The sequence below is a fragment of the Rubinisphaera margarita genome (assembly GCF_022267515.1).
Taxonomy (GTDB): Bacteria; Planctomycetota; Planctomycetia; order Planctomycetales; family Planctomycetaceae; genus Rubinisphaera; species Rubinisphaera margarita.
This window is the reverse complement of sequence record NZ_JAKFGB010000012.1, coordinates 985,894-1,009,541: the sequence shown is the minus strand read 5'-3', so window position 1 is coordinate 1,009,541 and position 23,648 is coordinate 985,894. Positions and strand designations below refer to the sequence as shown.

The 23,648-nt window shown below is 57.8% G+C and carries 14 protein-coding genes; 5 read left to right on the top strand and 9 right to left on the bottom strand.

The window, feature by feature from the left end; translation table 11 throughout:
* On the bottom strand, positions 1-4,296 hold the full coding sequence (locus tag L1A08_RS12280; RefSeq protein ID WP_238756693.1) for a tandem-95 repeat protein: 4,296 nt from the start codon (positions 4,294-4,296) through the stop codon (positions 1-3).
* Between the two features lie 515 nt (positions 4,297-4,811).
* Here L1A08_RS12280 and L1A08_RS12275 point away from each other — a divergent pair.
* Positions 4,812-5,543, top strand: coding sequence for a YebC/PmpR family DNA-binding transcriptional regulator (locus L1A08_RS12275; protein WP_238756692.1), 732 nt, complete (start codon positions 4,812-4,814; stop codon positions 5,541-5,543).
* A gap of 399 nt (positions 5,544-5,942) precedes the next feature.
* On the opposite strand, the gene L1A08_RS12270 is transcribed toward L1A08_RS12275, so the two are convergent.
* The 4 genes from L1A08_RS12270 to L1A08_RS12255 form a co-directional block, all read right to left on the bottom strand.
* Positions 5,943-6,983: an HtaA domain-containing protein gene (locus L1A08_RS12270; RefSeq protein WP_238756691.1), complete on the bottom strand. Its 1,041-nt coding sequence runs from the start codon at positions 6,981-6,983 to the stop codon at positions 5,943-5,945.
* A 118-nt stretch (positions 6,984-7,101) separates the two neighbouring features.
* Positions 7,102-8,808 carry a TolC family protein gene (locus L1A08_RS12265; RefSeq protein WP_238756690.1) on the bottom strand — a complete coding sequence of 569 codons (1,707 nt, stop codon included), beginning with the start codon at positions 8,806-8,808 and terminating at the stop codon, positions 7,102-7,104.
* A gap of 184 nt (positions 8,809-8,992) precedes the next feature.
* On the bottom strand, positions 8,993-10,438 hold the full coding sequence (locus tag L1A08_RS12260; protein ID WP_238756689.1) for an HlyD family secretion protein: 1,446 nt from the start codon (positions 10,436-10,438) through the stop codon (positions 8,993-8,995).
* Positions 10,439-10,491: 53 nt separating this feature from the next.
* A complete protein-coding gene (locus tag L1A08_RS12255; RefSeq protein WP_238756688.1) occupies positions 10,492-12,597 on the bottom strand; it encodes an ABC transporter ATP-binding protein in 2,106 nt (701 codons plus the stop codon).
* A 387-nt stretch (positions 12,598-12,984) separates the two neighbouring features.
* Here L1A08_RS12255 and L1A08_RS12250 point away from each other — a divergent pair, with 387 nt between their 5' ends.
* A complete protein-coding gene (locus L1A08_RS12250) occupies positions 12,985-13,341 on the top strand; it encodes a helix-turn-helix transcriptional regulator (RefSeq protein ID WP_390896869.1) in 357 nt (118 codons plus the stop codon).
* Between the two features lie 42 nt (positions 13,342-13,383).
* Here the strand turns inward: L1A08_RS12250 and L1A08_RS12245 are convergent, their stop codons facing one another.
* Positions 13,384-14,646: a PQQ-like beta-propeller repeat protein gene (locus L1A08_RS12245; RefSeq protein WP_238756686.1), complete on the bottom strand. Its 1,263-nt coding sequence runs from the start codon at positions 14,644-14,646 to the stop codon at positions 13,384-13,386.
* Positions 14,647-14,783: 137 nt separating this feature from the next.
* Here L1A08_RS12245 and L1A08_RS12240 point away from each other — a divergent pair, with 137 nt between their 5' ends.
* Positions 14,784-15,953, top strand: a complete 1,170-nt coding sequence (locus tag L1A08_RS12240; protein WP_238756685.1) for an FG-GAP repeat domain-containing protein — start codon at positions 14,784-14,786, stop codon at positions 15,951-15,953.
* A gap of 15 nt (positions 15,954-15,968) precedes the next feature.
* Here the strand turns inward: L1A08_RS12240 and L1A08_RS12235 are convergent, their stop codons facing one another.
* Together L1A08_RS12235 and L1A08_RS12230 are read right to left on the bottom strand one after the other, a co-directional pair.
* Positions 15,969-16,472: a carboxypeptidase-like regulatory domain-containing protein gene (locus L1A08_RS12235; RefSeq protein ID WP_238756684.1), complete on the bottom strand. Its 504-nt coding sequence runs from the start codon at positions 16,470-16,472 to the stop codon at positions 15,969-15,971.
* A 73-nt stretch (positions 16,473-16,545) separates the two neighbouring features.
* A complete protein-coding gene (locus tag L1A08_RS12230; protein ID WP_238756683.1) occupies positions 16,546-17,502 on the bottom strand; it encodes a DUF1559 domain-containing protein in 957 nt (318 codons plus the stop codon).
* 384 nt (positions 17,503-17,886) lie between these two features.
* On the opposite strand from L1A08_RS12230, the gene L1A08_RS12225 reads away from it, so the two are divergent.
* Complete coding sequence (locus tag L1A08_RS12225; protein ID WP_238756682.1) at positions 17,887-19,179, top strand: Gfo/Idh/MocA family protein; 1,293 nt, start codon at positions 17,887-17,889, stop codon at positions 19,177-19,179.
* 248 nt (positions 19,180-19,427) lie between these two features.
* Positions 19,428-21,584, top strand: a complete 2,157-nt coding sequence (locus L1A08_RS12220) for a dienelactone hydrolase family protein (protein WP_238756681.1) — start codon at positions 19,428-19,430, stop codon at positions 21,582-21,584.
* Between the two features lie 596 nt (positions 21,585-22,180).
* Here L1A08_RS12220 and L1A08_RS12215 read toward each other — a convergent pair.
* The gene (locus L1A08_RS12215) at positions 22,181-23,647 is read right to left on the bottom strand and encodes a DUF1501 domain-containing protein (RefSeq protein ID WP_238756680.1); all 1,467 of its coding nucleotides are present in this window, start codon (positions 23,645-23,647) and stop codon (positions 22,181-22,183) included.
* Position 23,648: the final 1 nt, after the last annotated feature.

Sequence of the window (23,648 nt, the reverse complement as noted above, 5' to 3'; positions counted from 1 at the left end):
TTAGCGAAGGTTGGCAAAGCTTTCGCCGCGCAGTTCCCGTCCGTCGTTCAACGTTCCGGAGAGTTCGACAGGTACCGTCCCGGGGTTCAGTCCCGAGCGATCAAACTCGAATTCAACGACAAGATCATCCCGTCCATCTCGGTCCACATCTGAGTAGGAGATCTTCGGAGTCTGCCATCGTCCTTTGGTCTTGAGCTGCATCAGCTGCCCGTCGATTCTCAGTTCGAGACTGCTCACGTCGACATCGCTCAAGTTGAACTCGGACGTTGAGAGCAGGGCGACCTTAACCGTGCGTGTCTTCCGAAGGCGGAGCTGATTGTCGGAATCCTTCGGGGAGAAGTCGATCTCGGCCGACAAAACCTCTGCTTCATCAAGCAGGTTGACCGTGACAGCAGCCGAGGCGGTCAGGCTTCCATCGGTCACACTGACCACGAGGTTGAACGTGGGAGTCGTCTCAAAATCGAGCGGAGCGGAATCGACAACGGTGATTTCGCCGGTGACTGCGTTGATCGCAAACGCTCCGGCTTCATTTCCGGAAGTGATCGCATAGGTCAGATCCGACGAATCAATGTCGTTGCCGGTGACCGCGCCGACCGCCGTCCCGACGTTGCTGTTCTCCGCCAGACTGAACGTCGCCGGTTCCAGACTCGGGGCATCGTTAACCGGCGTCACATTGAGAGCCACAGTCGCGGGAGTGGACGACTCGGTTCCATCACTGGCGAGGAATGTGAAGGAGTCCGAACCGAAGTAGTTCGCATTCGGCGTGTAGCTGTAATTCCCCGAAGCGGTGAACTGCAGAGTTCCGTGAGCGGGCTGCTGGACAAGGCTGAAGGTAATGGCGTCGCCATCCACGTCCTGACCCTGAACACTGCCGGTCACGTTGCCATCTTCGGAAACGTCATTCTGACTGTCGAAGGCAATTGGAGCATCGTTGATCGAACGGATCCGAATCAGATACTCGACGACTGAAGACGTGGCCGTCCCATCGTTGCTCACGAAGGTGAAGTGATCGTCGCCGTGGTAGTTCGCATCCGGCGTGTAGGTGTAGGCTCCATCAGGGGCCAGCTGCAACGTTCCGTGCGCGGGTCCACTGATCAGCTCAAACGACAGCGTATCGCCATCGGCATCGAAGCCGGTCAGTTGACCGGTAACGACGCCGTCTTCACCCAGCAGGGCCACGCCTTCATAAGCAATCGGCGTATCGTTCACGGACTGAACGTCGATATCCACGGCCGCGAGATTTGAATCTTCGGTTCCATCGTTGACACGGAATGTGAACGAGTCGGTTCCATGATAGTTTGCGTGCGGGATGTACTCGTACGATCCGTCAGCATCGAGGATCAGCGTTCCGTGATTCGGCTCCTGCACGAGGCTGAAAAGCAGTTCGTCTCCATCGATATCGTTCGCGGTCAGTTGTCCACTCGCCGATTGATCTTCATTCGTGATGATTGTGCCGCCGACCGCGACAGGAGTGTCATTCGTTGGAGTGACATTGAGCGTCACGAAGCCGAGACCGGACTCCAGCGTGCCGTCCGTCGCCCGATAGGTGAAACCATCGGTCCCGGTAAAATCGGGATCCGGCGTGTAGTCGAACGATCCATCCGCCCGGAAGGTCAGAGTCCCATGTTCCGGGCCATCGACCAGCGTGGCGGTGATTTGATCTCCGTCGAGATCAAAGTCGTTAAAGAGGACCGAGCCGACGTCACTCCCGTCAACATAGTTGTAGTTGATGGCTCCGGTCATTCGCGGAGCACCTTCGTAAGACGCCTGCCAGAACGTCGCGGCGAAATTCTCGATGGATCCATCGTCGGCAGTGACGAGCTGGGTGATTGTGAACTCGCCGACGGACGTGTTATAGCCGCGGTGCTGGCCACTGATCGAGAGACCGGGGTCTTCGGCATCCTGGAACGGATAGCGAGTCGCTCCCGTATAAGTGCCAGGAGACAGCGTTTCTCCGGCCGGAGCGGCGAAGTCGACCGACCAGTAGTCGCTCGTATTCGTGTAGCTGCGAATGGAGAAGCCGATGAAGCTGTTGGTCGACGATCGGTAAACACTGAAGTGCGCGTTCTCCGGAGAGTAGTCGAGTGTCTGGCCGGCTCCGACATACTCGCCGGATTCGCTGACGAAGCCGAAATCGGTTTGCGGAACGATGAAGCTGATGGAGCCGTCTTCGGGAACATCGTAGCTGTCGACAATCGCAATCGGAGCATCGTCGACCGGCGTCACTGAAATCCGCGCGGTTCCCTGGCTGTAACTGTAAAGCTGGCCGTCGTAGACCGAGTACCGGAACTCATCGGTCCCATAGAAGTTCGCATCAGGGGTGTAGGTGAATGTGCCGTCGTTCTCAAAGACCAGCGTGCCATGGCTTGGCTCTGTCGTATTGGCGAACGTCAGCACGTCTCCGTCGATATCGGTGCCGATCACCTGCCCAAATATATGACGGTCTTCAGGCGTGGTGAAACTGTTGAACTGAGCGGACGGACGATCGTTCACGGGGAGCACGTCCAGCCCGATCATTGTCGACTCGCTGGATGCGGTCCCATCGCTTGCGCGAAAGCTGAAGAAATCCGCTCCGTTGTAGTTGGCGTCGGGACGATATGTGAAGGTTCCGTCCGACCGGAATGTCAGCGTTCCAAAGAGGACATCGTTGACCAGTTCGTAGGTCAGAGAATCTGCCACGTCGGCGTCGGTCGCCTGAACTCGGCCATTGAACATGCTGTCTTCATTCAGCTCGAAGACGGCGGTCTCAGCAACAGGAACATCGTTCACGGACGCGATGTCGAACGAGATCTGCTGTTCGGTCGTTGAAGTTCCATCACTCACTCGGACCGTGAACTGATCGATGCCGAAAAAGTTGGCGTCGGGCTGATACTCGAACGTGCCACCCGGATGCAGGGTCAGACTGCCATGCGACGTGGTGGTTCCCTCAGAGAAGGTGAGCGGATCGTTCTCGAAGTCGGAAGCCTGGATCCGACTTGTAATCCCGTAATCTTCCGTTCCGCGGAAGGTCTGAGCGGAGACCATCGGGGGGCTGTTTACATCTCGCACGGTAATGTAAACCGTCGCCGGTGCGGAATCGGCCTGGCCGTCGTTGACGACGTAGGTAAAGGTGTCGAGGCCGGTATAGAAGTCATTCGGGTTGTAGAAGAAGCGTCCCCCGACGCTGCTGTACTGCATGAATCCATTCTGCGGCATGCTGATCACGCGATACGTGAGTGGATCGCCGTCGGCATCCGTCCCGACCATCTGGCCGGAGATATCCTGCATTTCGTCCGTCTCAAGGTACACATCCTCAGCAACGGGGCGAGCGTTCCCGGTGATCGAGCCATCGGTGGGCTGATCGATCAGCAGTCCAATCCATTTCAGGCTGTCGTTGCTGCCCGATCCGAGCGTCATGTTGATCCCGAAGCGTTCATCGTTCGCCACAATTCCATCGACCGCTCCGGTGATGTTGAAATCGTGCATGTCCCACAGGTTCCCGTTGCTCGCGCGACTTGATTGTTCGCTGGGCACGGTGGTTCCATCGAGGAACTCGGGATGGTCGTCGAAGACAACCGGCGGGGCCGACGAATTGATCGCGCTGAAGAGCAGCGACGCGTCGACGTGACTTTGGCCATCGGCAACGATCAACTGAGCGTTCAGATCGCCGCCGTTGTAGTACATGTTCTCTGCCTGAAGCGTGAGAACTCGGCTCTGGTTTCCGAAATACAGATGAAGATCGCGATTATTGTCAGCATCGCCATCGTCGAAAATGACAATCAAACTGGCCCCGTTGGCCGAGTGCCCCGGCTTCGCCGAAAGATCGTCCAATTGATAAGTGCCATTCCCTGTGACGTACTGACTGACATTGGCCAGAAATGTCTGACTGCCACCAGGGCCCCACCCGGCTGTGTCACTCGTGCCCCGAGAGAATCCCGTGATCGACTGACCATTGAACTGGATGGTGGCATTGTCGTAGACGCCATCTCCTCCCCAGTTGGTCTGATCAATACCATGCCAGACGAGCCACGCCTCGGCAACGTTTCCCGAGATGCCGTCGATCTGAATCTCGCCGCTTCCTCGACTGATCGGGAGGTCCGCGACGGGAGATTCTTCTGAGTATCTCGAAATGCCCGAGACGCCCGCTGACGTCCAGTCGATGTTGTTGAAGTATTCGAACGGCAGCACAGAGTTGAGGACGATTCGTTGCTCCAGAGCGTCAACGGCTCTCAGAACAGTGCCTCCACGACGATATCGTCGTTTCTGCTTACCACGAGAAAGGGCCAGACCACAGAGCGAGCGCAGTTGGATGGACATCACCAACTTCCTCCCGGCTGAGAAAGGCAGCATCAAGAATGCCGCAAGTGTCGTTAGTTCCCGCAGAGAAACGGGATAATGAAGATCGCCCGACATTAACACCCGCTTATGGGACCAGCAATGTTGATCGATTCGATATTTAGGAATTTCCATGATCTTCCTGCCGGACCTATGTGCTGCTTGCCACAGCGGTTAGGGAAAATACTGACAGTCTTCGCTCTGGCATGAACGTCCGGCTATGGCGGATTTAGGACGCGGTTTCGCGCGGGGCTCTGACTGATCACTCTGGCGACCCCAAAATGCCAAGGATACGAGGGGGGAGCAAAACGTGGTCGGTTTCTGGAAGCCTCCTGCGGGAGAATGGATTTGGGGACAGGAAAACGCTGCCGCCGTGCATTCTTGCAGCTGGAATGATGGCTTAACGTGCCGGAATCGAATACAAAGGAGGCGGTCAGACCCGGATGTCGGGGGCCAGTTCTGCAAACCAGTTCCGCAAGTACGAGTAGATCTGTCTCATGGGAAGAAGTTTCGAAAACCGCAAGCATTCCATTGCGAAGACCGCCTCACAGAAGTCCAAGCTCTACTCCAAGTACGGGAAGATGCTTTACGTCGTCGCGAAGAACGGGGTGCCGGAGCCGGAATCAAATCCGCCTTTAAAGAACATGATCGAGAAGGCGAAGCGCGAACAGGTGCCGGCTCACGTCATCGAAAAGGCGATTGAGAAGGCCAAGGGAGCGGGCGGAGAAGATTACTCCGAGGCCCGCTACGAAGGGATTGGCCCCGGCGGCAGCCCGGTCATCGTCGACTGCCTGACTGACAACCCGAATCGAACCATTACCGATGTCCGCAACTGCTTCGTGAAAGGGGGCGGAAAGCTCGGCAGTGCCGGCTCGGTCGCTCACTTCTTTGATCACCTCGCGGTGCTCTCTTTCAAAGGCGACGACGAAGACCAGGTCCTCGAACTGATGCTCGAAGGCGATGTGAACGTCGATGAAGTCGAAAGCAATGATGGCCAACTGACCGTCTTCGTCTCTCCGAACGACTTTTTCAAAGCCAAGACGATCCTGCTCGAAGCCTTCCCTGAGATCGAATTCGACGTCCAGGAAATTGCCTTCGTGTCGCAGACCAACACCGTCCTCGAAGGGGAAGACGCTGCCGCTTTCGAAAAATTCCTCGACCTGCTCAATGAATGTGACGACGTCCAGACCGTGCACCACAACGTGGTGATGACACCGAACGAAGCGTAACGCCGATCGCCTCGCCCGCTGGCGACCTGACCCGTGCGCGACATGTCCGCTGAAACTGTCTCCATCCGAAGCGTCAGCGAGGTTAGTCGACGTCAGCCGTCACTTGGGCCGGTCCCTCACTCACGTTTCAGGGTGCCAAACACGCGACTGCATGTGAGTCTGTAGTAGTCTGCCCATCGCAATTTGTCAGCCGAGGGGTGCCACTACTGGCTTGCCCAGCAGTGCGATCTCAAATTCGACGACTGACAGTTATCGACGGCCAAACAGTACAGTGCGTGATGTGGTCAGGTAGAAATCGAATGGGGCGTTGTGGCGTAGCGGCGACATTGGTTGCGTGCGCTGAAGTTGACCTGATGTGTCAATACGCGTCCCCCCTTTCTCGATTCCTGATCCGAAGAGTTACGGCAGTTCGAACTCCTTCAGGACCGCCAGTTTGTGTTCGGGCGAGAACGTGGGGTGTCCGTTAAAAAACAGCTCGTTCGTTTCCGCCACGTAACGTGGGCAGCTGACGTAGGGGGGAATCAGGTCATTCTCGATCTTTTCCGCTTCGGTGAAGGGGGCATCAGTCGACTTGCGATGCAGGACCATCGGCTGCGGGGTGGAGGGGGTATTGATCATCGTCAGCATCGTCAGGCCGTCGCTGGTCAGCGAGGACCAGCGGAAATACTCTCCGCTGCGGGCGGCCAGTTGCTGCTCAAGCAGGGGCTCTGGAGTGGACCAGCGGGAACGGAGTGTTCGACGGCTTGAACTCACGATTCGAGGCGGACGGCTGCTCGTGTCACGGAAGCAGATCGTCAGACCGTCCGGGCTCAGGAAAGGGTATTCGGGCTCCGGGAAGCGGACAAACTCAGAAACAGGTCGCGCTCGACCAAAGTCCTCATTGAGGCTCTTCCGTTCGACGGAGTGAAGAATCGACTCGTTCTTGCGATTCTGGTCCAGATAAATTAGCTCGGTCCCATCGCCGGAAACCGCGGGTGAGCGTCCGGGGAATAACGGGGTGGCACCGGTGAACTCGGAGGCGGGATCCTTCCGGGACGCCGTCCAGATCCAGACGGCGTCCTTAAATGGCTTCTCGTAGAACATCGTCAGCCCATCTGCGGTGAGACTTGGATAGTCTCCGTCCAGCTCAATCGCATCGGATGCAGGCTCGAGGCTTCTCGCAAAGATCTCGGTAATGGTGCGACTCTCATCAAGTGTCAGTCGAGCCTTCATGCCCGATTTCACGTCTGCGAGTGTCGCCGGTTTGCCGTTGATCTCCACCCGCAGCATTGGTGAGATTTTGAGATCAGTCGTAGCCGGACCGAGCACACTGTCGTGCGTGAAACGGATTCCGTCTTTCGCGACGAACTCAACGGAGCCTTTCATCTCCGAGGCGCTGGCAACTGTTGAGACAATCAGGAAGAGCAGGAACGGGGCTGCCGCTGACAGACCAACTTTCATGAGAGGACCTTCCGATCACGGGGAAGAGGCGTCTGGACGGATGGCCATTTATCGTGGCGACTCAAGCCAGTCTCGTCAAACGACCGGGGTCATTGCGAAGGAAACTCTCGCCTGGCAATCAGAGTCCAGTTGCAGCGGCGGCCATGCCGAGGGCGGCGGCGTAACGGGCTTTAGCGACATGGTACTCCCGCAGGGCCTTCACCTCGCCTTCAGCCGCTTCAATGGCGGACTGCTCGCGAAGGAAGACAGTGAGCAGTTCAGACTCACCCAGTTCGAACTTTCGTCGTTCGATGCGGGCCAGATCCTCGGCGAGTTCGCGGGCGATACGAGCTTTCTCCGCCCGCTGGTAGGCGGCATCGAGAGCGGTGTAGACGTTGCGGACCTCGGCTGCGATTTTGTCCTGCATCAGCGACGTCTTGAAGGCCAGTTGAGTCATCTTCGCTTCGACCTGTTGAATCTTTCCTTTGGCCTTGCGGCGTTGGAGTGGCACATCAATGAGGACTCCGACTTCGAGTTCCGGGTCGGTCTTCGTATCGGGCAAGCTGGTCGGATTGCCCAGGTCGTTGGACGAGACGATGAATGTATCGACGTTCGCCAGGAGGTCGTTCCGAGCCTCGGCGAGATCGACTTCGAGCTTTCGGCGATTGAGGTGATAGGCGTAGAGTTCCGGCCGTTCCGCCAGCGCGATCTGGATATCCGCATCGAGCCGAAGCGGATCAACCGGTTCCGGGGCAGGGAAGTCAATCAGGCTGTTCAAGCCGAGAATGAGGGGCGTGCTATCGACCGCACGGTAGAAGATCGAAAGTTTCACGGCCGCCTGCTCGACCTGACGGAGTTCCTCCAAAAGAGTCGCTTCGCGAAGAGCGATGGTGCGTCGATTGTCCTGCAGGACCGGGGGATCGTATGCACCCTGCTCGACGAGCCGTTCGATGCGACGGTTCCGCTCGACGGCGATATCGAGAGCCGAGCGACCAATCTGGTAAATCTGTCCATAGGCGACCCAGTCCCAGAACGCGACCGAGGCTTCCTCCACAGCCGAGATCACCTGAGCCCGAATCTCCGGTTCCGCATTACGAATATCGAACTCCGCCCGCCAGATCTCCGCGCGGCGAGCATCAATCGAGCGGTTCCGGTTCAGGGGCTGTTGAAAGCCGAGCTTGAACTCTCCGCCCGTGTTGGTTTGTCGGTAGCCGTACCAGTCTGGAAAACTGCCGCGTCCGAGACGATAGCCGCCGTAGATCTCACCGCCGCCCATCAGCGGCTGCATTAAGGCAATGTTCTGGCGGTAAGTCTGATAGTAGCTCAGCACGCGATTCTCGGTCGAAGCCTTGAGCTTGGTATCGAAGGCTCCCCAGGCCTCAATCGCGTTCCCCTGGGCCAGCATCGTCTCGAGATAGGCGCTCTGCACGAGCGGATAGGATTCGTGGACTGACTGAACAACGGCTCCGAGACTGACTCCGTCCGAAAAACGATCCTCCGCTGGTTCCGGTAGAGGCATCACCTCCGGCTGTTCGGTCATCTCGGGAACCTGAATGACGGACGACTCTTCGTCGGGAACCGTTAACTGTTGAGGAGTATTCTGCTCGATGCTGGAAGCGATCTCGTGAGCGACAGGGCGAATTGTCCCCGCGACCGCTGATTCAGACGGAGACTGGTTCTCGCCGCTGGACTCCTGCGTAAGCGTAGCAATTCCTGAGGGAGCGGGCGTTTTCTGGTCGGTGAAACTTCGAGGAGCCGAACGGCATCCGGCGAGAGCGATCGCCAGCATCAGCAAAGCCACGAAGTGGCGAAGCCGGTCCACTTCCGGAGCTGCTGGGAAGAGCATAATAGAGTTCCGAACATCCGTTTTCGGGGGAGCAAATCGCGCCACGTGCAGCCATCCTGGCTTAACGATCTAATCGTCCACAGCCGGGCGATGGCTCCAGTTGAGCCGCTTTCTCCAGCGAACCCCTCGAAAGGAAAATCCGCCTGACCCTTACATTTTGCCATGCCTGCTTCTCTGCGCGGGGTTACGGCTTGGGAAGTTTGGGGACTTTGATCTCGTCCTTTCCATCTTCCACGTCGAGCGAAGGCGGGAAGCCGTTCATGCGACGCCAGATCTCATACCAGAGGGGCACCTGATCCAGTAGAACCCACGCGTTCACTCTCACCCCCTGCCGGAGATAGTGGTCGTCTGGCCACGAGTGGTCGATTTCGTCGGGCAGGACCAGCGTTCGGAACTGGCCCTTTCCGTTGTCGGAAGCATCAACCGAAACGACGGTGCCGCCGAAGGTTCCGACTGCGACCGACGGCCAACCGGCGAACTGAACCGCCGGCCAACCTTCGAACTGCAGTCGCACGTGCCGCCCCGGAGTCACGAGCGGTGCATCGCGTCCCGAAAGGAGCACCTGGACGGCTCGGTCCTTGGTTGCCGGGACGATTGTGCAGAGGGGATCGGATTCTTTAAGAATCTTCCCGCCCTGGTTGGGGGTGATTTGAGTCAAATAGCCATCGAATGGTGCGGTGATTTCGTTGGGTTGACGAGCGACCTGAGTCTCCGCTTTCAGCAGATACTCCTGAGCTTTGTTGACCTCCGATTCCGCCTTGGCCAGTTCGCTTTCCGCTTTGGCAATCTCGGCCTGCGATTTCTGGACAGCCGCTACGGCGTAGTCGATATCGACCTGGGCCTTTTGAGCTTTGGCTTCACGGTCATTCTTCTTGGCTTCGAGCTCGTTGTTCGCCGAGTCGACATAGTCCCGTGATTTGGCCATCTTGGCTTCAGTCTCGCGAAGTTTTCGCTCGGCTTCCTGAAACTTCAACTCTGAGACGATGTTCTCTTCGAACAGCTTCTTCTGGCGATCGTAATCGGCTTTGATCTGGGCGAACGCCGCCTGGTGTTCGACGAGCTGGTTCTCTTCGGCTGAGACCTTGTTCTTCGCCGAGGCGACCTCGGCATCCGCTGAGGCCAGAATGACGTCCTTAGCCGAGCGATAGGAACGAAGCTGAGCCTCTTGCGTAGCGACCATCGATTTCACGACTGCGAGATTTCTCTGGTTCGCATCGCGAATCATTTCGGCTGCTCTGAGTTGCGCTTCTGCGGCAGTGCGTTGAGCTTCCAGTCGATCGCTGTAGGACGCGTCGATGTCCTTGACGACGGCGATCAGGTCACCCTTGTGCACAAACGCGTTCTCGTAAATGCCGTCGCCCCAGCGTTCGATTCTTCCTTTGATCGGCGTCTCGATGACCTGTTGCCGCTCTCCGGGAGAATAGGCAATCACATTTCCCGTCCCAGAGATCGACTGTTGCCACGGAGCGAACGCGACGAGAAAGAACAGAAAGACGAGCGTAGCCAGCAGGACGCGTCCGCAGAGCCGGGCGATGCGTGAAGACCGGGCCAGACGCAGTGATGGCATCAACGATTCATCGTAGGCCACGGGAGCCAGTGGAGAGACGCGCTGGCGGGTCATTTCACTCATGATTTATCTCGATCAGTAGTCTCGGTCGGTAATTGAACGCATCCGAGGAGGGCTCAATGCGAGCCTGGTGTGTCCTGCAGACTCCAGACAGAATTCAGGCAGGCAGCGATATCACGGCGGCCAGTTGTCACAACCGTGACGAGTTGCCGCTTCGGGGCAAGCAGGCAGCTCAAAGCCCGTTCGAGATCATCATCAGGCAGGCTGTCGAGGGCACGGTTAATCAGCAGAATATGCGGGCGTCCGACCAGAGCCCGGGCCAGCATCAGCAACTGCAGCTGATTGCGGTTAAGGGGATGCCCGGTGGAATTGAGTTTCGTGTCGTATCCGTCGGCGAGATGGAGGATATCATCGGCCAGTTCCAGCTCGGTGGTAATCTCACGGACGGCTGCAGGGGAGATCTGGAAGCGGTTCAGGTCGACGTTCTCTTCGATGGTTCCGCTGAAGATCTCAATATCATCAACCAGCGCGACCCGTTCGCGGAGAGTGTCCGGCCGGAAATCATCCGGCGAGAGTCCGTCGATGAGAATATGCCCTTCGTGAAGATCGTCGAAGCCGTAAATCGCGTGCAGCAATTGCTCGCCGCTCATCTGATTCTCCTCGAGAATTGCCAGCGTTTCTCCAGGCGACAGGATGATGGATCGTGATCGACCACCGATCACGACATCTTCCAATTGCAGGGAATGCATGTGCCCCGGTGGCGAAATTAACCCGGACGGCTTCTCCGTCTCCAGATCAAAAAGGACGCCGAGCTTGTCGACTGAAGCCAGCAGGTCGTAGAAGCTGGCAAGGTGCTTCCCGAGTTTCGCAAATCCTCCAACAATGACAGCGACGATCAGTTCGGCGGCCACAAGCTGGCCGAGGGTCAGTTCGCCAGAAATGACCAGCCAGCCGCCGAGACCGAGTAGCAAAGTACTGCTCGCCGCCTGAAGGAAAAGGGCGAAGATAATCTGTCGCATGAGGACCGAGAAGTGCTCACGACGAGCCGAGAGATACGCGGCGATAATGGTGTTGGCGCGATCGGCTGCGAGTTCCCGCCCCGCCGAGGTATGAAACGCGACGGGACAGCGAGCGAGCTCTTCAAACCAGGCGGCGGCCGCGTACTTCTTCTTCGATTCATCGATCGCCGACTTCACTCCACCGCGACCGAGCACGAACACGATGAAGGTGATTGACGCCAACAGCACGACGTCGAAGCCGAGCAGAAACGGATGGTAGAACGCCAGGACGACCATCCCGATGAACGTACTCAGCAGCAGGCCGACACCATCGAGGAGTAATGAGGTCGTGACCTTCTGCGTGAGCGCGATATCGAGAAACCGATTCACGGTTTCGGGGACGTCATGGCCTTTCAGTTTGTTCTGACTGGTTCGAGGCAACCGGTAGGAAAGGTCGGCTGCGACGCGTGCAAACAGCCGACGTTCAATGATCTCGACCACGTAGGTCTGCAGACCAATCACGGCTGCAGAAAATGTCAGGAAGGACATCAGGAGGATCGCAAGTACGATGACCGGCTGCAGAAACCGGCCGAATGCCACCGTGTTTACCAGGGATTCGACGGCGATTGGGGTTGCCAGCGTGAGTAAACCGACAACGAAGGCGAACACGACCACGAGCCAGATGTCTGACGATTCTGGCCTGAGAAGCTGCCAGACACGTTGCAGTGGCTTGACCTTGGCCGGTCCCATCGATTTGACCAGATGCTTCTGGTCGGGATCGATCACGACGCAGCGAATCATCCCTGTTCCGCCGCCACTTTTGAGGAGGGAGCGAACCTGCTTGAGCCGGACGTTCCTCCGCTGTCCTTCCTTGCGAATGGAAATCGAACGCTGAGAGCGGCCATCGATAACGACGGGATGAACTCCGCTCTCATCATGGTCGGGCGCACACAGCAGGATGGCTCCTTCGCGTGCCAGTTCAATCGCCTCGGCAACCGTGCAGTCAACCGCCTGGGCGCGTACGCCAACGCTGTCGAGCGTTTCGGTCGTCCAGCGCCACCACAGCTCCCGGGCATCGCCGGCCCAGAAGTTCGTGGCCGAATGGAACGCGCGTCGCAGTTCCACCCGGCTGATTTCTGGCATATGAACGACGAATTGCTCGACGGCACGCAGAACCGCTCCTTCGGCTCTTGGTCGATTGTCTACCGTTTCCACAACTGCCATGCTGATCCTTTATTGAATCCTGCCCTGTTCCTGCGAGCTGGAAAACGTCTTATGATAGGCCGCACGGACGTCCGTGCGAGTCCGGTTCAGTCGCAAAGAGTGGCCGGAGGTGGAAAATTCGTCCAGAGATCGGATCGCTGGCGACCATATCTGGCAGATTGTAACATACGACAGTATTATCGGCAATAAAATGTCGTGTAAACAGTGTCGCCTGAGACTGCCCAGAGCCCCAAATGGCCCTATAACTTCATTGTCGGGCGACGGCAGCCGTTTGTTTCGTGAATTTGCTTTCGCAATTGGGCTGATATACTGTTTGCTTCCGCCCCCGTCGCTTCGGTGAACGCCGACCAGCGAAGGAACTCGACTCTCTTTGCCCGCAAGACTGATATGCCTCGAAAGAAAACAGCAGCGGCCGCATCATCTCCCGTGTTTGCGGAGAAAATGACGATCGCTCCAGCAGTTGAGGGGCCATCAAATCGCTGGACGTTCCTCACGAACCACTCTCATGTCTTGATCGTCCTCAAGTCGAATCCGGATATGGTTCTCCGGCAAGTGGCTCTGCATGTCGGAATTACCGAGCGAGCGGTGCAGCGGATCGTCCAGGATCTCGAGGACGAAGGTTTTCTCAAGCGGGAGAAAGTGGGGCGGAAGAACCACTACGAGATCATCACCGACCAGCCTCTGCGTCATCCGCTGGAATCGCATCGGACGATCGGCGATCTGCTGAGCCTGATCACCGATTAACCGACGATCTGCGGACGCGGAGAGGCAGGATCAACTTTCGGTTCATTCCCCAATGCACCACAGGCCTTCGGTCGTCCGAATAAAGATTCTGCCATTTGCCACGGCCGGCGTGGAATTCGAAGAGCCGGGCAGTTTGTTTCTGGAGACCTCTTTGAATTCGAGCGGACTGGCCTCGAAGACTGTCGTGACCGCGTCCTGATTGTTCGCGTAAACAAGATCACCGACTTTCACGAGTGAAGACCACATCGATCCGATCGCACGATCCTGCCACACGATTTCACCGGTCTCGATGTCGATGCACTCGATCGTTCCCGGACCGGCATTCGGGCGGAGCACGTGACCTTCGATTACGACGCCGCTTCCAATGTTCTGCGGCTGCCGATCGTTTCGCCAGAGGCGATGTGTCTCTGTCACATTGCCGGAACCGCCCAGGCGGATCGCCATCGCGGGTCCCCTGAATCCGCCGGTGACGAAGCAGAGCCCATTGTCGATGACTGGGGACGAATAGGCCAGATCGCCCCGGTCGTGTCCGACCCCTTCACAGTACCAGAGGATTTCTCCCGATTCCGGTTCATAGGCAACGACTCTTGTGCTGTGGATAACAATGAGGTGCGTCGTTTCGCCGTGAGTCGCCAGAACCGGGGTGCTCCAGGAGCCCATGTACTCGCCCGCTGCATTTCGCTCGCCGGTACCCGATTGCGGCTCGTCCTGTCGCCAGCGAAGTTCTCCGGTTTTGAGATCGAATGCGGCGACGAACACCTGCCGACCCGGTCCGGAATGCAGGATGACGAGATCGTCGAAGAGAATCGGCGAGGTGCCGAACCCCCACATGTGCCGAAACTCTCCGAGGTCCCTGGACCAGGTCGCGTTCCCGACATGGTCGTAACAGTGAAGGCCGGCCGACCCGTGCCAGACGACGACAAGCTTTCCATCGGAGGCGGGTGTTGTCGGGGCGTGCGGATTCGTTTTATGCGTCGGCATCGCCCGATCGATTGTGACCGTGCGTTTCCAGAGTGACTCTCCCGACTCTTCGTCGAAGCAGAGCAGGCTCCGTTGCCGTCCCTCATCGTCTTCTGCGGCGGTCAAGAACACCTTGCCATTCGAGACGATTGGACTGCCATTCCCCGCTCCCGGCAGCTCTGCTTTCCATCGCACGTTCTCGTCAGCAGACCACATAATCGGCGCCGACGATTCGGTGGCCACGCCGTTGATGTTTGGGCCTCGGAACATGGGCCAGTCCCCGGCGAGCGAAGCATTACTCATCCAGATCCCAATGAGGGCCGCCAGCGTCATGAGTCGTTTCATGCGGAACTCTCCCCGTGAGTCTAAGAATGTCTGGTGCATCATATCGCGACGCTTGTGAATTTACGTCTTTGACGACACCATCATTTGAAGAACGTTCTCGATCGCATCCATCGCCTGTCCGGAACCGAGGTCTGATCATGTCGCGTACAATGTCGCTGCTCCTGGTGTCGCTGCTGTGGTCCCTGCCAGCCCGAGCCGCCGAGATTCCCGAGTTCAAATGGCGAAAGGTTGAGATCGACACCATTCAGATCGGTTACGGCGTTCAAATCGCGGACGTGGATGGGGATGGTCGAGAAGACATCGTGCTTGCCGATAAGGAAACCGTGCAATGGTATCAGAACCCGGACTGGCAGAAGCATGTCATCGCGGAGAAGTTGACTGAGCGGGACAATGTCTGCGTGACCGCCCGCGATATTGACGGGGATGGAAAATGCGAGATCGCTGTTGGTGGACAGTGGAACTTCCGCGAAAGTCTGAAAGACGGCGCCGTCTTCTACCTGATCCCACCTGAGGATCGCACACAGAAGTGGACTCCCGTCAAACTCTACAACGATCCGAGCACGCACCGCATGCATTGGATTCGCGCTCGCGACAACGAGTATCGGCTGGCGGTTAAGCCGCTACGGGGACGGGGCAGCATGGATGGCGAAGGCCCGGGGCTGCGGGTTCTAGAATATATCAGGCCCGAGGATCCGCGAGCCGACTGGAAGCACGAGGTCATCTGCGATTTCATGCACCTGTCTCACAACTTTCATCCGGTCAACTGGGACGATGACGCGGAAGAAGAGCTGATCGTCGCAGGGAAGGAGGGGGTCTGGCATTTCGATCGCGAAGAAAGCGAGTGGGTAGCCGAGCGTCTCACGGAGAACTTTGCCGGCGAGATTCGCGATGGGCGACTTCCGAACGGTCGAAGATTCATTGCCACGATTGAACCGATGCACGGATCGGTCGCCGCCGCTTATGTTCAACCGAAAGACGGGGTCGCTCCCTGGGTCCCGCTGAAAGTGCTCGATGAATCCCTGAAAGACGGTCACGCTGTCGCATGTGCCGATCTGCTCGGCGTCGGTTCGGATCAGATCATCGTTGGCTGGCGTGGAATGAACGATCCCGGCGTGCCGGGCATCAAGTTGTTTACTCCGCTGGACGACAGCGGAAGTTCCTGGCGCGAGACTCGCGTCTCAGGAGAAGAAGTCGCCGTCGAAGACCTGAAGGTTGGCGATCTGAACGGAGACGGCCGCATTGATATTATCGCCGCGGCCCGTCAGACGAAGAATCTGGTCATCTTCTTTAACGAAACCTCTCGCTGAATCGCGTCGTGTGATTCAGGTCGGGGCAGGGAAGTCCTTCACCTTCAGTTCGAAGTCGTGAGTGAAACCGGGTGTCGCCTCGACCTCGACCTGTTGTTGTGTCTTCTCGTAGTCGCTGAGCTGTGACGGCAACGATTCCTTCGCTCCGAGTGCCATTGCATCGGCATCGGTCGTGCCGGGCGGAACAGCGGCCCCGTCTGGCATCGTGAGCCGGCTGATGGTGACCTTATATGTACCGGGGAGTGCACCCGTTGCCTGGGCATCCACGCCACCCGGCCGAGCGGTGATGAGTTGATACTGGCCAGCCTCATCCGTCACTGAGGTCGCAGTCTCCCCGGATTGTCCTCCGGCAGGAACGAAGGTAATCAAGGCGCCCGGCAACGGAGCACCATTCACGGTCACCTTGCCGGTCACACTGACCAGATCGGCTGCGAACTCGGGGACTTCCGTCTTCGTTCCGCAACCGGCAAGCAGGACGATGGACAGGGTGAGAATACGCTGAAGGGGCGCAGTCCGCATTCGTTAGCCTCCTCGATGAAACGGGAACATCAGGCAGAAGTTTAATCAAACAGCTATGCCAGAGCATGAGGATCTAGAACTCGCCGATAACGGTTCCATCGGCGATTCGCTCCAGAGACGAACGGATACTGCCGGCGACATTTTCGCTGAGGAAGCGAACACTGCCATCGGCCAGAACCATCTGCATGCCGCCGTCGTGATAACTCCCGGTCCAGCCCCAGTCGCCCAGGTTCGGTTTGTGATCGACTCCCGATCGTACGGTGAGGTTTGGTGGCGCCGAAGAGAGGCTGAGTCCGACCTGCACCCATCCGCGGGCGCCCCAGTTGGCGTTCTGTCCGTTCCCGCAACAGGCTTGCCGCGTCTCCAGGACCATGGCCGTGTTCGTTGTCCCGTCAGTCACATCACGAATGCGGCAACGGCTACCGTCTTCGAACATCGCTTTGAGCGAGTTTGAGCGTTCGACCCAGTAGTTGCAGTTCTGATAGGAGTTTCGATAAGTGCTGAAGTCGTAATTGGTCCTGTGCTTCTTACTCTGATTCGGGGGATCATAGGAGCTCGATAACGTCTGGCTCGTGGGGCCGGGGTCCGACGGGCAGATGAAGATGTCGAGGTCCCGGTCGATCAATGCCGCGTTGGTCGTTGCTTCTCCACTGGCGAGCGGAATACTGCTTTGCACCTTTGTGTGGAAAGCGCGGTTGAAGTCGAGCTGATCGTAAAGGTTTCCGTACTCCAGCCCCGGAAGCAGCATGACAAGACCATTGAGATTCATGGCCACATTGGGAGCGGTGCCCGAAGAGTCGCAGTCCCCTGCGCCAATCTGCCCGGGAGGGAAGACGCTGAATGTGTCGTGATAGTTGTGGAGAGCCAGACCGATCTGTTTCATCTTGTTCTTGCAGGAACTTCTCCGGGCGGCTTCCCGGGCCTGCTGAACCGCTGGAAGCAGTAGTGCGACCAGAATCGCGATGATCGCGATCACCACAAGCAGTTCGATCAGTGTGAAAGCAGTGCGCCGCTGCTGAGAAAGCAACATCAAGAAACTCCTGGAGCTGAGAAGGCATCGTGAAAAGACGTGTCGAACTCTCTGATTCGATGGGAATGCGCTCCACCACTGGAGAGAGAATGCAGTTTCCGCGCCCGCCGTTGTCAATTTTACAGCGGAAGTCGAAAGGTACGCGGATCGTGGCATGTTTCCATGGAAAGTAGTCCTCCCATCCACACGTGCTTACATCCGCATGATCAATTCGAAGGCACGGCGGCCCATGTCTTCGGCAGCTGAGGTCCTCCGGGGTGGGCCGAGTCGCGGCAAGCTGATCTCTCCCCAAAGTGGCAATGAGCGGTTGCAATGCTCATACTGTTACCGTTGACCTGTTTCCCGTGTCCCCCCCCGTTCTGAATGTCTTTTCGGAGATCTGTCATGGCTCAACTGTCTCGTCGCTCGTTCCTGCAGAAGTCAGCCGTCGGTGGATTGTTCATGGGGCTCTCGGCAAAGAGTTATCGGGCCACCTTTGCCGCGGTTCCGCCCAGCGAACAGGTCCGGATCGGCATGATTGGGGTCGGGAACCAGGGTGGCCCGAAGAACAATATGAAGTACTTCCTGAACAACATCGTGGCGCTCTGCGATCTTGATCAGAATTATCTGGGGGAAGCGGCTGGCTTCCTCGATCAGCAGATCGGCCGGAAGGCGGTCATGACCGACGACTATCGCCGTCTCCTCGATTCCAGAGACATCGACGCCGTTGTTGTGACTGTTCCTGATCAATGGCATGCTTTGATGACGATCGAGGCCTGTCAGGCGGGGAAGGATGTTTATTGCGAGAAGCCGCTGACACTCGTCGTCAACGAAGGCAAACCGATGATCGCGGCGGCCCGTAAGCACAAACGAGTTGTGCAGACGGGGACGATGCAGCGAAGTGGCGAGGAGTTCAAACTTGCCGTCAGGCTGGTCCAGGAAGGTCTTCTTGGCAAGATTTCTTCGGTAAACGTTACACTACCGGGGCCGAACTGGATTGCCCGGGCTGGTAAGCCAGTGCCTGACAGTGCACCGCCGGAGGGGTTCGATTTCAATCGCTGGCTGGGTCCGGCTCCACTGCGTCCTTACAACCAGAATCGCGTCCACTACCTGTTCCGTTTCTTCTGGGACTACAGCGGAGGGCAGCAGACCAACTTTGGCGCCCATCATCTCGACATCGCCCAATGGGGCCTGGGGATGGACGACAGCGGTCCGGTGACCGTCGAAGGCTCCGCCGTCTATAACCCGGATGGCTGGTACGAAACTCCCGACTCAACCGACATCGTCTACACCTACTCGAACGGTGTGAGGCTGAACTGTCGTCAGAAGCCGGGGACGCCCAGCAAGGAGCAGGGGACTGAGTTTGTCGGAGAGAAAGGCAGTCTGTTCGTCTACCGTGGCGGACTCATTGCCAACCCGCCGGAACTGCTGAAGGAGGTCGAGGTTCCCAGGATCGTGAACTCCGACGCGAACTTCGCGCACGTCCAGAACTTCATCGACTGCATCAAGTCCCGCGAAACGCCGGCGGCTGATATCAGCATCGGGCACCGCTCGGCAACGGTCTGCCACCTCGGCAATATCGCCGTACGCACCAACAAGAAGATCAACTGGGATCCGCACAGCGAAACTATCGTTGGCGATACCGAAGCATCTGAATGGCTGACGAAGGAGTACCGCAAACCGTGGACTCTGGCCTGACCGAGGATGCTCTCGCAATTCGCCGGACGCGAGGAGCAACGCTGCCCGCTTGCAATTGCCAGAGTAACCGATGTCCGCCCAGCCGCGCGGACGACGAGATTCATTCCATCTATTGACGCAACACCCGGGAAAGCGACGTGATCATGGTCCGATTCCGTTTTCGAGCGATTTTGGTTGTCATCCTCTGCCTGACTTGCCACCTCTCAGTTCACGGAGGCGACCCGCTTGCGGGGACTACTCCTTTGACCATGACCGGCGATCTCGCCTCTGAGATGGTCGACGGAATCGATCGATTTCTACGGGACGAGATTGATGCCAGTATCGCCGACAGGGCGAACCATTGGTCTTACGATTTCTCCTCGACTGATGCTTTCAATCAATCGATTGTCGAGAATCGTCAACGCCTCGCTTACATCCTGGGGGTTCGCGAACAGCGCGAGAAGTTCGATGCCCCCGAACTTCTCGCAACGACGTCTCGACCGGCACTCGTCGCTGAAACAGATACTGTCGACGTCTTCGCAATCCGCTGGCCGGTCCTGAAGGGGATTCATGGAGAAGGCCTTCTGCTGGTCCCCAGAGATGGCAAAGTCTCAGCGAACGTTGTCGTTGTTCCCGATGCCGATCAGACGCCGGAGCAGATCGCGGGACTCTCGCCAGGTCTCGAGTCACAGTCCCAAGTCGCATTGCGACTGGCCGCTGCTGGGTGTCGGGTGATCGTCCCGACGCTGATCAGCCGTGAGATAGAAGCCCGAGGAGCTCCCGGGCATGCGAAGCGGGCGAAAGTTACGAATCGAGAGTATATCTACCGAGCCGCGTTTGATCTGGGACGCCATGTCATCGGTTATGAACTGCAGAAGGTGTTCGCCTGCATCGACTGGTTTTCGAAGGACGCCGGCGTTGACGCGGAAATCGGTGTGGTCGGTTATGGCGAAGGAGGGATGCTTGCACTCTATGCGGGGGCCCTCGACTCGCGAATCGACCGGGTGCTGGTTAGCGGCTACTTCGGACCACGTGAGCGGATCTGGGAGGAGCCACTCGCTCGCAATGTGTTCGGGCGTCTCGATCAGTTCGGCGACGCGGAACTCGCCACAATGATCTGGCCACGGCGTTGCATCATTGAGCACGCGAAGGCTCCCGAGGTTGTTCTCCCGACGGAAGGCGGAGCTCCCGGAGCGATCTCCACACCATCGGCCGAAGAAATCAAGGGAGAGATTCAGAGGGCGGTTCGACACGAACACATCGAATTTGGGCCGGAAGAGTCTCCGAAGTCATTTGGTTCGGTGTTGGACCAGTTCTTCCTCGAATTGACGGTCCCTTCGAGCGAGAACACTCTACGAATTCTGCAGCCAGCGGATGCGGCATCGCAGCAGGAGCGTCAGCAACGCCAACTCGCCGAGTTGATCGACTACACCCAGCAGCTCATTCCAGAGAGCCATTTCGTTCGTCAGGAGTTCATGAAAGAGCTGGAAACGAACTCGCTGACGGAGCATGAAGCCAGAGTCGAAGAGTATCGCGAGATTTTTCGACACGATGTGATCGGTCACTTTGACCATGACCTGCTGCCGTTCAATGCGCGAACCCGCCGGACCTGGGACGAGCCGGAATGGACGGGCTATGAAGTGATGCTCGACGTCTTCCCCGATGTCTTCGCGTACGGGGTGTTACTGCTTCCCAAGGATCTCCCGCCAGACGAGCGTCGTCCGGTCGTCGTGTGTCAGCATGGGCTCGAAGGGCGACCGACTGATCTGTTTGGCATGGAGCATCGAGCCTATAAGGACTTCGCTTCCGAACTCTGCAAGAACGGCTATATCGTTTTCTGTCCCCAGAACCCGTACCTCTTCCAGGATCGCTTTCGGACTCTGCAGCGGAAATCGAATGCGATCGGGAAGACGCTTTTCTCGACCATCGTGCCGCAACATCAGCAGATTCTGAACTGGCTGAAGACGCAGCCGAATGTCGATCCTCAGCGAATCGCCTTCTATGGTCTCAGCTATGGCGGAAAGTCGGCCATGCGGATTCCGGCTCTGGTGACCGACTATTGTCTGTCGATCTGCTCCGGCGACTTCAACGAATGGGTTCTAAAGAACGCCAGCACACGGCACAAGTTCAGCTATGTCTGGACCGGCGAGTACGAGATCTGGGAGTTTGATCTGGGAAGTACCTTCAACTACGCCGAGATGGCCGCCCTCATTTGCCCGCGTCCATTCATGGTCGAACGGGGCCATTTCGATGGTGTCGGCGACGACGAGTGGGTCGCCTTTGAGTATGCCAAGGTTCGCAACCGCTATCAGGCGAAACTCGGCATCGGTGATCGCACCGAGATCGAATGGTTCGTCGGCCCGCACGCCATTAACGGGGAGGGGACATTCCGTTTCCTCGACCAGCATCTGCGGCCCGGGCGATAGCACGATCCGATAACACGGTACGGCGACTTCTTCGCCGCCACTGGCGAGGACTTCGCCTCGCGCCGGTCGGCTTTCGCGGAAACACGCCCGTTTTAATGCCAAATTGGGCAATTCTCGGTGCGGCACGAGGCTTGCTGTTAAGTAAATCAGGCAGCTGTGGCCGGTTCCTCTAACACACCCCGGCTCAGCGGCCTGAACTCCCGAAGCGGGCAAAGCGACCCATTTCCCCTTCGGACACTCTCGCGCAGTGGGGAACATCCGGTTTCATTCCGGCTCCTGAAACCGGACCCCCACTTCGTTTTCTTCTTCCTGTCCGGCTCAGTTCCGCGACGCGGAACTCGGCTCTTGTCCGGCAGATTCTTCTGGAGTCTTTCGCCGATTCCGACTACGATTGAAGCAACGATGATCAACGTTGACCGTAGTCGAGCTGAGGGGGAACGATGATTGACGCTCCTGAGTTCCTGATACTCGTGATTGCTTTGGCAGTCGCCATCTTTCTCGGCATCCATTACCGCAGTAGACGCCTGCGCAAGCCCGGCGATTCCGAGTAAATCGCAAACACTTTGTCCGGCTTTCCGGAACGGCGCCCTGCGAGGTCAAGCAAGAACGTCGTGAACCACTTTAGGTGTTTCCACGCCGGTCAGTCGCTGGTCGAGTCCCTGGAAGCGGAAGCTCAGACGGCGATCGTCGATCCCCATGCAATGCAGGATGGTCGCATTGAGATCATTCAGGTGGACCGGGTTCTCGACGACGTTGTAGCTGAAGTCGTCGGTCTCGCCGTAGGTGAGTCCTTTCCGCACGCCGCCTCCCGCCATCCACATGCAGAAATTGCGCGGGTGGTGATCGCGTCCGTAATTCTCTTTCGTCAGCGTCCCTTGTGAATAGACCGTGCGGCCGAATTCGCCGCCGAAAACGACGAGCGTATCTTCAAGCAGACCTCGCTGTTTGAGGTCTTTAATAAGGGCCGCAGTCGGCTGATCGACGTCTTCGCATTGATTGCTGATCAGCTTCGGCAGATTGTTATGCTGATCCCAGCCACGATGCAGAATCTGAACAACTCGAACACCACGTTCGATCAGTCGTCGGGCCAGAATCGCGCTCGAAGCGTACGTCCCCATTTTTCCTACGTTCGGGCCATACATTTCGAGCGTTTCCTTCGATTCGCTTCCAAGATCGGTCAGTTCGGGAACGCTGGTCTGCATGCGGAACGCCATTTCGTACTGGGCGATTCGCGTCTGTGTTTCCGGATCTCCTAATCGCGCATGTGTGGCCGCGTTCAATTGTCCCAGAGCATCGAGCATTTTACGGCGATCCTCGCCACTTACGCCGGGTGGGTTGCGAATGAAGAGGACAGGATCGCCGGTGCCTCGCAGAGCGACGCCATTGTGCGACGTTGGAAGAAATCCGCTGCTCCACATCCGCGTGAAGAGCGCCTGGGCCTGGCTTCCTGCCGGAAAGGTCGGCGTGAACACGACGAAGGCGGGAAGGTCGTTACTCTCGCTGCCGAGGCCATAACTCAACCAGGAGCCGAGGCTCGGCTTTCCCGGAATCTCGCTGCCGGTCATCACGAACGTGCAGGCGGGATCGTGATTGATGGCTTCGGTATGCACCGACTTGATCATCGTGATGTCATCGGCGATCTCGTGCATGTGCGGCACCAGTTCGCTCATCAGGATGCCGCTTTGTCCACGAGGCTTGAACGCGAATTTCGAAGGGGCGACCGGGAATCTCGCCTGGCCGGAAGTCATCGTGGTGATACGTTGTCCGTTGCGGATCGAATCAGGCAGATCCTTGTCGTAGTGCTCCTCCAATCCCGGCTTGTAGTCGAACAGGTCCAGCTGCGAGGGAGCCCCATTCATGTGCAGATAGATCAGTCTTTTCGCACGAGGGGCGAAGTGCGGCAGTCCCGGTAGAGGCGGATGGACTTGACCGGTACTTTCTACCGCAGCGGCGGTCGACGAGCCAGACAGCATCGCGTAAGCGAGACCGCCGAGGCTGAGGCCGCTAGAGGCGAAGAACTGGCGTCGCTGTGCCAGCTTGAAGTAGTCGATGGCAGGTTGCATG

Coding starts and splice junctions, on each gene's coding strand:
- L1A08_RS12280 (WP_238756693.1), bottom strand. CDS start 4,296: ATGTCCATCCAACTGCGCTCGCTCTGTGGTCTGGCCCTTTCTCGTGGT.
- L1A08_RS12275 (WP_238756692.1), top strand. CDS start 4,812: ATGGGAAGAAGTTTCGAAAACCGCAAGCATTCCATTGCGAAGACCGCC.
- L1A08_RS12270 (WP_238756691.1), bottom strand. CDS start 6,983: ATGAAAGTTGGTCTGTCAGCGGCAGCCCCGTTCCTGCTCTTCCTGATT.
- L1A08_RS12265 (WP_238756690.1), bottom strand. CDS start 8,808: ATGCTCTTCCCAGCAGCTCCGGAAGTGGACCGGCTTCGCCACTTCGTG.
- L1A08_RS12260 (WP_238756689.1), bottom strand. CDS start 10,438: ATGAGTGAAATGACCCGCCAGCGCGTCTCTCCACTGGCTCCCGTGGCC.
- L1A08_RS12255 (WP_238756688.1), bottom strand. CDS start 12,597: ATGGCAGTTGTGGAAACGGTAGACAATCGACCAAGAGCCGAAGGAGCG.
- L1A08_RS12250 (WP_390896869.1), top strand. CDS start 12,985: ATGCCTCGAAAGAAAACAGCAGCGGCCGCATCATCTCCCGTGTTTGCG.
- L1A08_RS12245 (WP_238756686.1), bottom strand. CDS start 14,646: ATGAAACGACTCATGACGCTGGCGGCCCTCATTGGGATCTGGATGAGT.
- L1A08_RS12240 (WP_238756685.1), top strand. CDS start 14,784: ATGTCGCGTACAATGTCGCTGCTCCTGGTGTCGCTGCTGTGGTCCCTG.
- L1A08_RS12235 (WP_238756684.1), bottom strand. CDS start 16,472: ATGCGGACTGCGCCCCTTCAGCGTATTCTCACCCTGTCCATCGTCCTG.
- L1A08_RS12230 (WP_238756683.1), bottom strand. CDS start 17,502: ATGTTGCTTTCTCAGCAGCGGCGCACTGCTTTCACACTGATCGAACTG.
- L1A08_RS12225 (WP_238756682.1), top strand. CDS start 17,887: ATGGCTCAACTGTCTCGTCGCTCGTTCCTGCAGAAGTCAGCCGTCGGT.
- L1A08_RS12220 (WP_238756681.1), top strand. CDS start 19,428: ATGACCGGCGATCTCGCCTCTGAGATGGTCGACGGAATCGATCGATTT.
- L1A08_RS12215 (WP_238756680.1), bottom strand. CDS start 23,647: ATGCAACCTGCCATCGACTACTTCAAGCTGGCACAGCGACGCCAGTTC.